This is a genomic window from Mucilaginibacter sp. JRF (assembly GCF_015223065.1).
Classification (GTDB): Bacteria; Bacteroidota; Bacteroidia; order Sphingobacteriales; family Sphingobacteriaceae; genus Mucilaginibacter.
This window is the reverse complement of the sequence record NZ_JADFBY010000004.1, coordinates 383775-398367: the sequence shown is the minus strand read 5'-3', so window position 1 is coordinate 398367 and position 14593 is coordinate 383775. Positions and strand designations below refer to the sequence as shown.

Sequence of the window (14593 nt, the reverse complement as noted above, 5' to 3'; positions counted from 1 at the left end):
ATTTTCAGGCATAATGAAGATATCATATAATTGGCTTAAGAATTTCATAGATACAGATAAAACTCCCGAAGAAATATCGCGGATACTAACCGGCATTGGCCTCGAGGTGGAAAGCCTTGAAAAGGTGCAGGCCGTTCCGGGTGGCTTAGAGGGTTTGGTAATAGGTTACGTAAAAACCTGTGGCGACCATACCAACTCTGATCACCTGCATGTAACTACCGTTGATGTTGGCGGTGCCGAAGATCTGCATATTGTTTGTGGCGCGGCAAACGTAGCTGCCGGGCAAAAAGTAGTGGTTGCTACCGTAGGCACCACCGTTTACCCATCAGCAGGTGAGCCGTTCACTATCAAAAAATCAAAAATAAGAGGCGAACTGTCTGAAGGTATGATCTGCGCTGAGGACGAGATCGGCCTGGGTAGCTCGCACGAGGGTATCATGATACTGGCTGATGATGCCGTGGTAGGTACTCCCGCAAAAGAATATTTTAACCTGAATGATGATTACCTGTACGAAATAGGCTTAACCCCTAACCGTGCCGATGCGGCATCGCACCTGGGTACAGCGCGCGATATTGCCGCTTTCCTCAAAATCGGTTTACAAAAGCCAGATGTATCGGTATTTAAGGTTGATGATAACAGCCTGGCCATTAATGTAAGCGTTGAAAACAGCGAGGCAGCGCCACGCTACAGCGGCGTTAGCATTACCGGTGTTGAGGTTAAGGAATCACCAAAATGGTTAAAGGAAAAGCTGGCTGTTATTGGCATCCGCGCGATAAATAACATTGTTGATATCACCAACTACGTACTGCACGATCTTGGTCAGCCATTGCATGCCTTTGATGCTGATAAGATAGCGGGAGGTAAGGTTATCGTGAATACCACACCGGAGGGCACTGCATTCAAAACCCTTGATGGTGTTGAGCGCAAACTATCAGCCAATGATCTGATGATATGCAGCGAAACCGAGCCGATGTGTATTGCCGGTGTGTTTGGTGGTATTGATTCGGGCGTTACCGAGGGCACAACCAATATATTTTTAGAGAGCGCTTACTTTAACCCGGTATGGGTACGCAAAACGGCTAAAAGGCACGGCCTTAAAACTGATTCATCATTCCGTTTTGAGCGTGGTACTGATCCCGACAATACAGTGTACGCCCTTAAGCGTGCTGCTTTGTTGATACAGGAAATAGCGGGTGGTAAAATTTCATCGGATGTGGTGGATATCTACCCTGCGCCGGTTGAACCATTCGCCGTGGAACTATCATACCATAATACTACAAGGTTAATTGGTAAGGACATTCCGCATAGCGAGATAAAAAGCATCATCGAGGCGCTGGATATTGTGGTAGTTGCCGAAACAGCCGAAGATCTTTCACTAAAAGTGCCACCTTACCGTGTGGATGTTACCCGTGAGGTTGACGTGATTGAGGAGGTGCTCCGTATCTACGGTTATAATAATATCGAGATACCTACACAGATCAGGGCATCGCTTAACACATCGCAACGCCCTGAGCGCGATACCGTGCAAAACCTGCTGTCGGATTTATTGACCGCTAATGGTTTTAACGAGATATTATCAAACTCGCTAACCAAATCATCATACTCTGACGATTTGGACAGCGCGGTTAAGATATTGAACCCATTAAGCAGCGACTTGGATGTGATGCGCCAAAGCCTGTTGTACTCAGGTTTGGAGGCTATCGCTTACAACCAAAACCGCAAAAATGCCGATCTGAAAGTGTACGAGTTCGGTAAGGTGTACAGCATAACCGAGGATAAATATAACGAGGTGCAACGCTTCTCGGTATTCATTACCGGCGCTAAAACCGCCGAGCAGTGGAATGGAAAACAATCGGCGGTATCATTCTATAATTTGAAAGCTGTAGTTGATGGTATAGTTGAAAAACTGAATGTTAAAGATCTGGCTGTGGCTGATGCCGAGGGTAGCGAATTCGCTTACGGTTTGCAATACAATCGTGGTAACAAAACCCTGGTTAAATTTGGCGCGGTAGCCGCATCGGCATTAAAAAAGGCTGATGTTGACAAGGAAGTTTTTTACGCCGATTTTAACTTTGATATGATACTGACCCTGGCGCGTAAAAACACTATTGTTTACCAGGAAGTATCAAAATTCCCGGCGGTAAGGCGCGATCTTTCTATGCTGGTTGATAAGGTTGTTACCTTTGAGCAGATAAAACAGGTAGCCCAAAAAACAGAGCGCAAGTTGCTGAAAGAGGTGAATGTGTTTGACGTGTATGAGGGCGATAAACTACCGGCGGGCAAAAAATCGTATGCGGTAAGCTTTATTTTGCAGGATGCCGAGAAAACCCTTACCGACAAAGCCATTGATGCCATAATGCAGAAATTAATACTTAATTTAGGCAAAGAGGCCGGAGCCGAGATAAGGAAGTAAGGAGGAGTTATTGATTTAGTGAGTTATTGAATTATTGATTTGGAAAGTAATTCAATAATTCAATAACCCGATAATTCACCCTTCACTAATTCTCTAAATCAATAACTCACTAATTCAATAATTAAAAAAACGCATGCCACAGTTAGGCGAACAGTTAAATGCTATAATTGATAAAACCGAAAGGTTAATGGAGCTTTGCGCTGCCTTGCAGGAGGAAAATGACCTGATGCGGCTTGAAAATCAGTCGTTGAGTGTGGCGTTAACAACCAGCAAAAACAAAACCGCGGAGCTTGAGGAGAAGCTTCGTGTATTGAAAGTGGCCAAGTCGTTTTCAGAAACAAATGAAAAAAGCCTTGACATTAAGCAAAAAATTAACGACTTTGTGCAGGAAATTGACAAGTGTATTGTATTGCTGAAAAAGTAATATAAAAACGTGAATAGCTCAAATGGGAGAGATCTCCATAAAAATAAATATTGCTGACAGAGTTTACCCCTTAAAGGTAAACATGGAGGAAGAGGAAATTATAAGGCGGGCAGCGAAATTGATTAACGACCGTATAAAAGAATACCAGGAAAATTATGCGGTAAGGGATAAACAAGATCTGCTGTCGATGTGTGTGCTGCATTATGCAACATCTACGTTAAAAGCAGAGAAAAAAGTCACGGCGGAGGATACCGAAGTGGCCGATAAAGTTTATCAGCTTGATCAGTTACTGACTGACTTTTTCTCGAAGTAGTAATAAATGTTCTTTACATAATATGAGCGAATTAAGATTTAGCCGCGGTTAAATTTTGAGTTTCACTATTAAAAACTTAACGCTTCAATATCAGCGTGCCAATGGAAGCATACGTTACTTCGTGTATTTAACGATAGCACCGGCCAAACAATTCTGATACGAGGTTTTTCAATACATGACACTTAAAATTTAGTTGCGGTTTTTTTATTTTATAAACTTAAAGAATGGATTTTTTATATGTAATTATCGGGCTGCTGCTCGGTGTCGGAGTAGGCATCGTTGTCGGCCGCTTCCTGTTACGCAAACTGTTTAAAGATCAGGAGATATCAGCACAAAATAAGGTTAAAAAGATATTGAAGGATGCTGAGAACAACGCGGAGATATTAAAAAAGAACAAGCTGCTTGAAGCTAAAGAGAAATTTTTAGTGATGAAAGCCGAGCATGAGCAGGAAGTAAACCAAAAAAATAACAACCTTTCTCAGCGCGAAAACGGTATCAAGCAAAAAGAGCAATCGCTTAACTCAAAGCTGGAGAATGCAAACCGTAAGGAGCAGGAGCTGGATAACGTGCGCAAAAACCTTGAAAAACAAACCGAGGTTGCCGTTAAAAAGCAGGAAGAAGTTGATGCTTTAAAGCACGAGCATGTTAAGCAACTGGAAAGCATTGCAGGCCTATCTGCCGAGGATGCCAAAAACCAGTTGGTTGATAACCTGCGAGAAGAAGCACGCAGCAAGGCCATGGCGCAAATAAAGGATATTGTTGACGAGGCCAAGCTTACCGCTACCAAAGAGGCTAAGAAGATAGTTATCCAAACTATACAGCGTACCGCTACTGAGGCCGCTATCGAGAATACGGTATCTATTTTCAATATCGAGAATGACGAGATCAAAGGCCGTATCATTGGTCGTGAAGGGCGTAACATACGTGCGCTGGAGGCTGCTACCGGTATCGAGATCATTGTTGATGATACGCCGGAGGCCATCATCCTTTCGGGTTTTGACCCGGTAAGGCGTGAGATTGCCCGTTTGGCTATGCACCGTTTGGTTACAGATGGCCGTATACACCCTGCCCGTATTGAGGAGGTGGTTGCCAAAACCAAAAAGCAGATAGAAGAAGAAATTGTAGAAATAGGTGAACGTACCGTGATCGATCTGGGTATCAATGGCCTGCATCCGGAGCTGATCCGTATGGTTGGTCGTATGCGTTACCGTTCATCATACGGGCAAAACTTGTTACAACACTCGCGTGAGGTTGCTAACTTCTGTGCTACTATGGCTGCCGAGTTAGGTCTTAACGTAAAACTGGCCAAGCGTGCAGGCTTACTGCACGATATTGGTAAGGTACCTGATGATAACCCTGAACTGCCACACGCTATTTTGGGTATGCAGCTTGCTGAAAAATATAAGGAGCACCCTGAAGTATGCAACGCCATTGGCGCTCACCACGATGAGATAGAGATGACTTCGATGTTATCACCTATCATCCAGGTGTGTGATGCTATATCGGGCGCACGCCCGGGTGCACGCCGTGAGGTGGTTGAAAGCTACATCAAACGTTTGAAGGAGCTGGAAGACCTGGCGCTTTCATATCCTGGTGTTGAAAAAACATTCGCTATACAGGCCGGCCGTGAGCTGCGTGTGGTTGTTGAAAGTGAAAAGATAACCGATGCGCAATCAGAAGTACTGGCTGCCGATATTTCAAACCGAATACAAACCGAAATGACCTATCCGGGCCAGATCAAGGTAACCGTGATCAGGGAAACCCGCTCGGTATCATACGCAAAATAATAACAAACCCTCCGCGTAAGCGGAGGGTTTTCGCTTTACTAAGGTGGCTCAAAATAACAGATCAACAAATACCAAACCCTCTGCGCAGCCCCAGCGCCAGGCTGATAAACTTTTTGCCGCTTACGAGGCCGCGCATCAGCATCCTGTTAATATATTGGTTAGCCGTATAGCTACCCCGCTATTGTTTTTCGCGGTGTTCGCGCTGGTATGGTCATTGCCTTTTCCGCACCTTGCTTTTTTAGGTCAGTATAATGGCTATGTTAACTGGGCATCATTTCTGTTGGCGGTTAGCGTATTTGGCTATTATCGTATATCGCCGGTATTATCGTACTTTATATTGTTCACCTATTTTGGTTTCAGTTATCTCATCATTCAACTGGAGCAGCTTGAAAAAGCAGGTGGCCCCGCACTGTTCGTTATCCCTTTAGTATTATTTATACTCAGTTTAGTGGCTGTATTCACTGTTCAGCAGCTTGAAAAAGTTAAGTTGAGTGTGTTAGCCCAACTCAAAAATCTGCTTATTGCGCCTATATATTTATGGTATCTGATACTAAAGCGCTTATCCCTCCAATTTTAAACTTGTTAATATTTAATTAACATTAATACCAAGTTAACGTAATGTGTCTGTAACATGTAGCTAACATTGGGTTAATAGTTTTGCCCTTGATTAAAATCAAATCAAGTGAAAAAACTAATACAATTATTATTCACCCTGCTTATACTAAGCATATCGGCAGGAAATCTATTTGCCCAAACAACCGGTAAGATCGCCGGTAAGATCATCGATCAAAAAACAGGCGAAACCCTTATTGGCGCAACAGTTATGTTGCAAGGCAGCACAAAAGGTGCCGCGGCCAATGTTGAAGGCCGTTATGCCCTTGCGGGTGTTGCTCCGGGTCGTTACACTGTTGAGGTAAAATATGTAGGCTACCAGGCCAAATCAATATCTGATGTAGTGGTAAAGGCAGGTGCAACCACTAACCTGGATGTAAGCCTTAGCGAATCAGCAAACAATGCCCTTGGTGAGGTAGTTATTAAAGCTACATATCGCCAGGCTTCAGTTGCATCGTTATACGCTGCTCAAAAAAATAACGCGTCAATATCTGACGGTATCTCATCAGAGATCATTAAAAAATCACCAGACAGAAACACTGCTGATGTTTTAAAACGTGTAAGCGGTGCTACAGTGCAGGATAACAAATTTGTGGTTATCCGTGGTTTGAGCGATCGTTATAACCTGGCTTTGTTAGATAACACCGTACTGCCAAGTACCGAGATCAACACCAGGGCTTTCTCTTTTGATATTGTTCCATCATCATTAGTGGAGAACTTAACCATCACCAAAACTGCTACGCCTGATCTGCCTGCCGACTTTGCCGGTGGTGCCATCAATATCTCAACAAAAGATATTCCTGATCAAAACTTCATCAGCGCGTCGGTAAGTGAAGGTTATAACACAGCATCAACATTTAAAGATTTTAAATCAGGTCAGCGTAACGCTACCGATTACTTTGCTTTTGATAACGGTAATAAATCATTGGTATCAAATTTCCCCACTGCTAACCAAATAGAAAGTGGATTAACCGCACAGCAAAACATAGCTGTAGCGCGTAATGTTCCATTAAATCTGCGTACTTACACTAACACCGCGCTGCCAACCCAAAATCACCAGTTCTCGATCGGTCGTGTTAAGGATTTTGAGAATGGCAATCGGTTTGGCGCCATTGTAGGTTTAACTTACCGTAACTCACAAAATCTGATCAACGATTTGCAGATCAATTACCTTGATTACCGTAACTATACTGATAACATCAGCAAGTTCTCATCAAGCGTAGGTGCTATTGCCAACTTTGGTTATACTTATGGTAAGAGCAAGATCACTTTAAAGAACATTTATAACCGTGTATATGATGATCAGTACCTTGCCCGTACCGGTGAGAACACCGCCCGTGGTGCCGATATCAGATACTTCGCTTATGATCTGTTACAAAAAGCCTTATTCAAATCAACTTTAGAAGGTACTAACCCACTGGGTGAGCGTGGTTCAAAGATCAACTGGGCAGTTAGCTATGCCAACGTGATCAATGATCAGCCCGATCAGCGTAAAGTAGGTTATGCCCGTAACATTAGCGACAGAAATAATCCTGACGCGCAATACATGGCCGACGTAACTACGGTAGGTAAGGACAATACTACTTTGTTCTCAAACCTGAACGAGAATAACTACAATGCTTCGGTTAACTACTCGTTGCCATTAAAAATGTTCGGCCAATCGGCAACATTTAAGGCCGGTTTGAATAGCTACTACCGCGACAGGAATTTCGACCTGCGTTTCATTGGTATGCAGATACGTTCAAGCAATGGTGAGGCTATTAACGATTGGATCAGAACATTGCCACCAAGCCAACTTTTTGACCGCGCTTTGCTGAACAACAATTACTACGAAGTACGTGAACCATTTGGTACTACCGATTCGTACTCTGCTAACTCATTTACCAACGCCGCTTATGCTATGTTAGATAACAAGATAGGCGAGAAATTGCGTATAGTTTGGGGTGCACGTGTAGAGAAATTCAACCTGGAACTTGATCCTAAAGGTTTAAATGCTGAAACCATTAAGAAAGATTATACTGATGTATTACCATCAGCTAACTTAACTTACAGCGTAAACGAAAAAACTAATTTAAGGGCTTCATACTACCGCACGCTTGCCCGTCCGGAGTTTAGAGAGTTGGCTCAATCACAAGTTTATGATTATGAGTTGCTGTTGATCCGTCAGGGTGATCCTAACCTGCAACGTACCTTGATCGATAACTTCGATCTTCGTTACGAGTTGTACCCTTCAGCCGGCCAAATCATATCAGTATCGGCGTTCTACAAAAACTTTAACCACGCTATCGAGGCTTATAATAACGACGTTACCTCAACCCGTATGATATCATACTTTAACCCTGAAAAGGCTTACCTGTATGGTGCTGAGTTAGAAGTACGTAAAAGCCTTGAATTCCTGTCATCAGCGGCGTTGTTAAAAAACACTACCGTTTATACCAACTTCGCGGTTATTAAATCAAGGGTAAACAATCCGTCAAACGGCGATATCAACTTCCTTGAAGATGGCAGACCAATGGTAGGCCAGGCACCTTACGTTATCAATGCCGGTTTACAGCACAGCTTCCTGAATAACAAGATGAACTTTAACGCTTTGTACAACCGTGTTGGCCGCAGGTTATACCTGGCCGCGGGTACTTATGTACCAAGCGTATGGGAAGCCCCACGTAACGTTGTCGATTTACAATTGAGCACCAAATTACTTAAGGATAAAGGTGAGCTGAAATTCAACGCTAACGACATATTGAACGCTCGTTACAACTATTACTTCGATAATAACACAAGCAAAAAGTACGAGCCGGGTGCTGATGAAACACTACGCTCATACCGTATGGGTAGCAACTACTCATTAACATTCACATACAACTTCTAACATTAAGTTAATGTAAACACAGGAGCGATTCAATTAACATACATTTTAAGGTGTAGTAATGATGAATTTATCTTGTGTTTACACCTTTGAGGAAAGAAACAGAAACAAAAAAATGAAAAGAAAACTATTACTTGTTTTAATGAGTGCGCTGGTTGTTATCACAAGCTGCTCTAAAAGTGATTCAGATGGTGATTTAGTTATCCCTCCGATTACTGGCGGTGAAACAGACAACGCGGTTACTGTAACAGGTGACATCACTGCTAACACTACCTGGACCGCTGACAAGATCTATCTTTTAAAAGGTAACGTATTCGTAACTAACAACGTAACTTTAACTATTGAGCCGGGTACTATTATTAAAGGTGATAAAGCAACTAAAGGTGCTTTGATCATTACCCGTGGTTCACAAATAAATGCAACAGGTACTGCTACTGCACCTATCGTTTTCACTTCAAGCGTTGCCGCCGGTGCACGTAAAGAAGGTGACTGGGGTGGTTTGATCCTTTTAGGTCGCGCTAAAAACAACGGTGGTACTTCAGTATCTATCGAAGGTATATCAGATGCTACCGATAAAGGTAAGCACGGTGGTGATAATGATGCTGACAACTCAGGTACATTAAAATATGTACGTGTTGAGTTTGCAGGTATCGCTTTAAGCCCTGATAACGAAATTAACGGTATCACTTTTGGTAGCGTTGGTTCAGGTACTACAGTTGATTTTGTAGAAGTTTACCGTTCAGGTGACGACGCTTACGAGTGGTTTGGTGGTGCTGTAAACGCTAAACACTTATTAGCTATTGATACCTGGGATGATGACTTTGATACTGATAACGGTTTCTCAGGTCATATCCAATTCGCTTTAGCTCAGCGTTTAGCTGCTACTGCCGACGTATCAGGCTCAAACGGTTTCGAGTCAGACAATAACTCAAACGGTACAAATGATTTACCTCAAACATCAGCTGTGTTCTCAAACGTAACAGTTTTAGGTCCGGTTGAAAAATCAGATATGAGTAACATCAATGCTAACTTCCAGCACGCTGCTCAAATACGTCGTAACTCAGCTATCAGCACATTTAACTCTGTGTTTGTTGGTTACACTGAAGGTATATTCTATGATGATGCTCGTCCGGCTAACAGTACTGTTAATTCTTCAAAAGCTTTGATAGATGGTGTATCAGTATTCTCTAATAACATCGTAGCTGGCTGTAACGGTAAAGGTAACCAGATCAAAGCTTCAAGCCCTGCTACTTTAACTACTATTACTGAGAAATTAACTGCTGAAAACAGCTTCTTACCGGCTTCATACGCTTCAGCTTTCTATACTGATCCGTACAAATTCGCTTCAGATATTGCTGGTGGTACAAGAGCAGGTACTCCAAACTTCACTCAGCTTTCAACTTCAGCCGCTTTAACCGGTGCTGCCTTTACTCATGCTAAAGCAAACGTTGCTTTCTTTGATAAAGTAGCTTACAAAGGTGCTTTCGGTACTGAAGACTGGTCAACTGGTTGGGCTCATTACAATCCTAACTCGTTAGATTACACTACTCCAGGTAAAGTAACAAGCAACTAATTAAAAATTGCTTACACATACAAAAGGCCCCTGCTTGCAGGGGCCTTTCTTGTTTAAATGAGTTTTTTAAAGCGAATGATCTTTGGGTTGATGACCATCCGCTTTATTATTAATTTAATTATGAACCTTTAGCCAATTTTTCCAGCATTTCCTGCGGTACCTTTTCCAGGTCGAGCACCAGGAAACCGTCTAAAGAGTCGGCAAACTTAGGGTCGATATTAAAGCAGATGATCTTGGCGTTAAGGCCGATGTATTGGCGAAGCAACACGGGCACTTTCATGCTGCGTACTTCAATGTCAGATATTATGCTGTCCAGCATCTTAAAGTTATCCTCGCCGGCCTTAAGTATATCGGTATCTACACTCGAAAAATCAACCTTGAATTTTTTGTGAGGCTTTACATACTGTGCCATCTCATGGTCAAAGTGATTACGGTTAATGTAATCAACTATTAATGATTTGGACAGCTTAGAGAATGAATTGCTGATGCTCACCGGGCCGATCAGGTACTGGTAGCGCGGGTTCTCCATCAAATAGCGGAAGATTCCCTTCCACATTAGGAAAAGCGGGATAGGTTTTTGCTGATATTCCTTACGGATGAATGAGCGACCCAGCTCAAGGCTTTTCCTCAATACCGGCATCAACTGCGATTTAATTTTAAACAGCTCGGCAACATAGAAGCCCTTTTTGCCCATGCTGTAAAATATTTCGTCGCCCAGGCCTATGCGGTAGGCGCCTACTATCTTTTTGGCATCAGTATCCCAAATAAACAGGTGGTGGTAGTAAATATCATACTCATCCAGGTCTATCTGCTTATTGGTACCCTCGCCAACCTCACGAAAGGTGATCTCGCGCAAGCGACCTAATTCACGTATAATACAAGGTATAGTTGATGGCGGCGCGATGAACAATTCATAAACACCCTCGGCAACATAACGATGATTTTCGCGCAGGGTTTCTACTTCCTTTTCAATAACGGCAGCATCTGTTTCGGCGACTATCTCCTCCGGAGTTTTGCGTATCTTGAACAGGTTACTTGGGCTAAACAGTTTTTTTTCTTCAGCCAAACCTGCACCCAGGGCGTAGGTTTTGGCGCGTAAAAAGTTTAATAGTTTAGGGCCATTGTTATTATCAGGTATATCGGCATACTGAATAGGCTTGCCTATACGCAGCTTAATGGTTTGGCCTTGCTTGTTAAACAGTTCCGAAGGTAGCTTGGCCGTACGCAACGTTGGGTGAATAATGCTGAGCAGGTTAAACAGCAAGCCATTATTGCCATGAAAATAAATAGGCACAACAGGCAATTTAGCCTTAGCAATGATCTTGCCCACAACCGGGTGCCATAATCTGTCGGTTATTTCGCGCTTATCAAACTTAAAGGTTGAAACCTCACCTGCCGGGAATATGCCCAGCGGTGTGCCATTGTTTAATAGTTCGAGCGTGCTTTTTAATCCGCTGATGCTTGATGAGTGTTCAACATTCTCAAACGGGTTAACCGCGATAAAATAATCAGCCAGGTTAGGTATCTTCTTTAACAGAAAGTTGGCCATTATTTTGGCATCGGGCCTAACAGTGCAAAGCATCTTTAATAATACCATGCCCTCAATACCACCATAAGGGTGATTGGCAATGGCTATAAAGCCGCCCTCTTTAGGGATGTTTTTCAGGTCGGCTTCGTCATATTCAATACTTACGCCGCAACCTTCTAAAATGGCATCTACAAAATCAGGTCCCTGTTTGGGTTGGGCCTGGGCAAACAGATCGTTCACCTGGTTTATCTTCATCAACTCCATCAGCAACGAAGCCAAACCGGGCATCTTCAGCTTATCCAGCTTGGTGGCTTTTGCAAATTCGTCGGTAGTTATTATCTTCATCTGTCTTTTATGATCAGGTATTTTGTCTACAAAAAAACTAAATATCCGCAATTTTATCCAAATATTGGTTGTTGAACATTCGCTATAGTGGCATATCTTACAAATCAGCTGGCAATAAGCAAGAAAACATGGAACGGATTGGTGGTATTATTCATCATTGTAGCGGCAGTGCCATTTATCAGGAATATATTTTACGCGGATGATGAGCCCCACATCGATAAAAAACAAATTCTAATATTAGCAAAACGGCTCAATGGAGTAGGAGGGGAGTCCGCTAAACTCAAAATCACCCTATCAAAATTCAATCCCGATACATTGTCATTCTCTGGCTGGAAAAAACTCGGGTTGAGCGAGCGGCAGGTAACGGTAATTATGCACTATAAAGAAAAAGGCGGCAAATTTTACAGCAAAGCCGATGTTGCCAAACTTTACAGTATATCGCCACAAAAGTATAAGCAGATTGAATCCTTTATTGATCTGCCGGATAGGGGAACCACTTACTCGCATAAATCTAAACTTACCGTACCCATCGAACTTAATAGTGCCGATGTGGCTAAATTAAAAGCAGTGTATGGTATAGGCGAATCATTCGCATCGCGCATAATAAAATACAGGGAGTTGTTGGGTGGTTACAATAGCAAGCAACAGCTGAGGGAAGTTTATGGCATCGATGCTGAAAAGTACGCAGAGATAAGCGGTCAGATTCGGGTAAACCCGAATGCTATTAAAAAAATAAATGTTAACACTGCCGAAACAGATGAATTGAACCGCCTGCCATACCTTAATTATAAGCAGGCGAATGCCATTGTGCAATACCGTTTGCAGCACGGTGAATATTTATCGGCGGATGATTTGGCAGATATTGCGATATTAGACCCGCAAATAATTCAAAAGATAAAGCCATACCTCGTATATAAATGATAGAGCAGCAAATAAAACAAGCCATACGTGATATTCCGGATTTCCCGAAACCTGGAATTATATTCAAGGATATTACACCTATATTAAAGGATGCCGGTTTATGCGGCAGCATTACCGACGAGTTTGTAGCCAAACTAAAAGGACAACATATAGATGTAGTAGCGGGTATTGAAAGCCGGGGCTTTTTATTCGGCCTTACGCTCGCTAATAAATTAGGTGTACCATTTGTGCCGGTACGCAAGGCAGGCAAGCTGCCGCACGCGGTTACCCAAAAGGTTTATGAGTTGGAGTATGGCAGCGCCACTATTGAGCTGCATACCGATGCCTTTGAACCGGGCAGCCGTGTGCTGATCCATGATGATTTGCTGGCTACAGGCGGTACCGTTACCGCGGCCAGTGAACTGATAAAGGAAATGGGTGGCGAAGTAGCCGGTTTTACCTTTGTAGTAGGCCTTGGTTTTTTAAACGGAAGGGAGCGTATTGAGCCCCTTAGCGATACCATAATAGTACTGGCCGAGTACTAAAATTACAAGTGCTTATAAGCCACTAAAATAAAACCAAATTAGTATTTTAAAAATAGAAACATAATACCTACCTTTGTCGTCCCTGAAAGGAGGTATTTAAGGAGCATATGATCATAATCAACGTTAAAGAAGGCGAATCATTAGACAAGGCGTTAAAGCGCTTTAAGAAGAAATTTGAAAAAACTGGTGTTCTTAGAGAACTTCGTAGTCGTCAGGCTTTCGAGAAAAAATCAGTTACTCGTCGTACGACAGTTAAAAACGCTATCTACAAGCAAGGTTTAAACTTAGATACTACTGCGTAATTCTTTCAGTCGATAAGAATTTCAGTTTTTCTATAAAACATATTAAAAACTATTTGTACATTCAAATTTACGGATGCGCAAATAGTTTTTATGTTTTTAGAGCGTTTTATAAATTATCTACAGTTTGAGAAGCGATACTCGCCGCATACCATTGCCGCTTACCGCTCAGATCTGGAACAATTCTTCGCTCATTTAACAGCGAACGGGCACCCGCCTGTAACCCCGGCCGATATTACCCATCATGACATTCGCGGCTGGATGGTAACCCTGATGGACGAGGATAAGCGCACCGTGCGCAGCATAAACCGTAAAGTAGCCACCCTGCGCAAATACTTTAAATTTTTATTGCAGGAGCAAGTGATAATCGCTAACCCTGCCGCAAAGGTAAACACCCCAAAAATTCCGAAAAGCCTGCCCGTTGTGGTTGAGGATGCCAAACTGGCTAAAATGCTTGATAGCGATACCGTTTTTGACAGCGGCTTTGAAGGCCAGCGCGATAAGCTGGTGATCGAGCTATTATTTGGTACAGGCATCCGTTTAGCAGAGCTATTAGGACTAAAGGAAAACGATTTTAACCCATACGAGGGCACAATTAAGGTTTTAGGTAAAAGAAATAAGGAACGTATTATACCCGTTAACCGCGAATTGGCCTTGTTACTTGCTGATTATGTGGTGTTAAAGAAAAATCAAAATTTTGATAACAAATTGTTAACGCTGATCGTTACAAATAAAGGAGCAAACGCGTATCCGAAACTAATTTATTTAATAGTGCAAAAATACCTCTCCTACATATCAACCCATAAAAAGCGAAGCCCGCATGTGCTGCGGCATACCTTTGCTACCGCTTTGTTAAACAACGGAGCTGACTTGAATTCTATTAAAGAACTTTTGGGCCATGCCAATCTCAGTGCAACCCAGGTGTATACACACAACTCTGTTGAACGATTAAAGTCTATTTATAAACTCGCCCATCCCAAGGCTTAAA

Annotated in this window: 12 protein-coding genes; 11 read left to right on the top strand and 1 reads right to left on the bottom strand. The window is 42.7% G+C overall.

What is annotated here, in order from left to right; all coding sequences use genetic code 11:
- The first annotated feature begins 13 nt into the window (after positions 1-13).
- The 7 genes from pheT to IM792_RS13115 all read left to right on the top strand — a co-directional run bounded on the left by pheT (position 14) and on the right by IM792_RS13115 (position 9988).
- Positions 14-2413 (top strand): phenylalanine--tRNA ligase subunit beta, encoded by a 2400-nt coding sequence (pheT, locus tag IM792_RS13145; RefSeq protein ID WP_194102330.1) that lies wholly within the window; start codon positions 14-16, stop codon positions 2411-2413.
- Between the two features lie 133 nt (positions 2414-2546).
- Complete coding sequence (locus tag IM792_RS13140) at positions 2547-2837, top strand: hypothetical protein (RefSeq protein ID WP_194102329.1); 291 nt, start codon at positions 2547-2549, stop codon at positions 2835-2837.
- A 22-nt stretch (positions 2838-2859) separates the two neighbouring features.
- Complete coding sequence (locus IM792_RS13135) at positions 2860-3150, top strand: cell division protein ZapA (RefSeq protein WP_194102328.1); 291 nt, start codon at positions 2860-2862, stop codon at positions 3148-3150.
- A 224-nt stretch (positions 3151-3374) separates the two neighbouring features.
- Positions 3375-4937 carry a ribonuclease Y gene (gene rny, locus IM792_RS13130; RefSeq protein WP_194102327.1) on the top strand — a complete coding sequence of 521 codons (1563 nt, stop codon included), beginning with the start codon at positions 3375-3377 and terminating at the stop codon, positions 4935-4937.
- A gap of 43 nt (positions 4938-4980) precedes the next feature.
- Positions 4981-5514: an Mpo1-like protein gene (locus IM792_RS13125; protein ID WP_194102326.1), complete on the top strand. Its 534-nt coding sequence runs from the start codon at positions 4981-4983 to the stop codon at positions 5512-5514.
- A gap of 105 nt (positions 5515-5619) precedes the next feature.
- A complete protein-coding gene (locus IM792_RS13120; RefSeq protein WP_347343811.1) occupies positions 5620-8418 on the top strand; it encodes a TonB-dependent receptor in 2799 nt (932 codons plus the stop codon).
- A 139-nt stretch (positions 8419-8557) separates the two neighbouring features.
- Positions 8558-9988 carry a hypothetical protein gene (locus tag IM792_RS13115; protein ID WP_228085073.1) on the top strand — a complete coding sequence of 477 codons (1431 nt, stop codon included), beginning with the start codon at positions 8558-8560 and terminating at the stop codon, positions 9986-9988.
- A gap of 118 nt (positions 9989-10106) precedes the next feature.
- On the opposite strand, the gene IM792_RS13110 is transcribed toward IM792_RS13115, so the two are convergent.
- Entirely contained in the window at positions 10107-11861 is a 1755-nt protein-coding gene (locus IM792_RS13110; protein ID WP_194102324.1) for a GNAT family N-acyltransferase, read from the bottom strand.
- An 87-nt stretch (positions 11862-11948) separates the two neighbouring features.
- Between IM792_RS13110 and IM792_RS13105 the strand changes: the two genes are divergently transcribed.
- The 4 genes from IM792_RS13105 (at position 11949) to IM792_RS13090 (ending at position 14592) form a co-directional block, all read left to right on the top strand.
- Entirely contained in the window at positions 11949-12782 is an 834-nt protein-coding gene (locus IM792_RS13105) for a helix-hairpin-helix domain-containing protein (protein WP_194102323.1), read from the top strand.
- Positions 12779-13306, top strand: coding sequence for an adenine phosphoribosyltransferase (locus IM792_RS13100; RefSeq protein WP_194102322.1), 528 nt, complete (start codon positions 12779-12781; stop codon positions 13304-13306). The genes IM792_RS13105 and IM792_RS13100 overlap by 4 nt, the downstream gene beginning before the upstream one ends.
- Before the next feature lie 107 nt (positions 13307-13413).
- Entirely contained in the window at positions 13414-13608 is a 195-nt protein-coding gene (rpsU, locus tag IM792_RS13095) for a 30S ribosomal protein S21 (protein ID WP_194102321.1), read from the top strand.
- A 90-nt stretch (positions 13609-13698) separates the two neighbouring features.
- Entirely contained in the window at positions 13699-14592 is an 894-nt protein-coding gene (locus IM792_RS13090) for a tyrosine-type recombinase/integrase (protein WP_194102320.1), read from the top strand.
- Position 14593: the final 1 nt, after the last annotated feature.

Coding starts and splice junctions, on each gene's coding strand:
- IM792_RS13110 (WP_194102324.1), bottom strand. CDS start 11,861: ATGAAGATAATAACTACCGACGAATTTGCAAAAGCCACCAAGCTGGAT.
- rny (WP_194102327.1), top strand. CDS start 3,375: ATGGATTTTTTATATGTAATTATCGGGCTGCTGCTCGGTGTCGGAGTA.
- rpsU (WP_194102321.1), top strand. CDS start 13,414: ATGATCATAATCAACGTTAAAGAAGGCGAATCATTAGACAAGGCGTTA.
- IM792_RS13140 (WP_194102329.1), top strand. CDS start 2,547: ATGCCACAGTTAGGCGAACAGTTAAATGCTATAATTGATAAAACCGAA.
- IM792_RS13115 (WP_228085073.1), top strand. CDS start 8,558: ATGAGTGCGCTGGTTGTTATCACAAGCTGCTCTAAAAGTGATTCAGAT.
- IM792_RS13090 (WP_194102320.1), top strand. CDS start 13,699: ATGTTTTTAGAGCGTTTTATAAATTATCTACAGTTTGAGAAGCGATAC.
- pheT (WP_194102330.1), top strand. CDS start 14: ATGAAGATATCATATAATTGGCTTAAGAATTTCATAGATACAGATAAA.
- IM792_RS13100 (WP_194102322.1), top strand. CDS start 12,779: ATGATAGAGCAGCAAATAAAACAAGCCATACGTGATATTCCGGATTTC.
- IM792_RS13135 (WP_194102328.1), top strand. CDS start 2,860: ATGGGAGAGATCTCCATAAAAATAAATATTGCTGACAGAGTTTACCCC.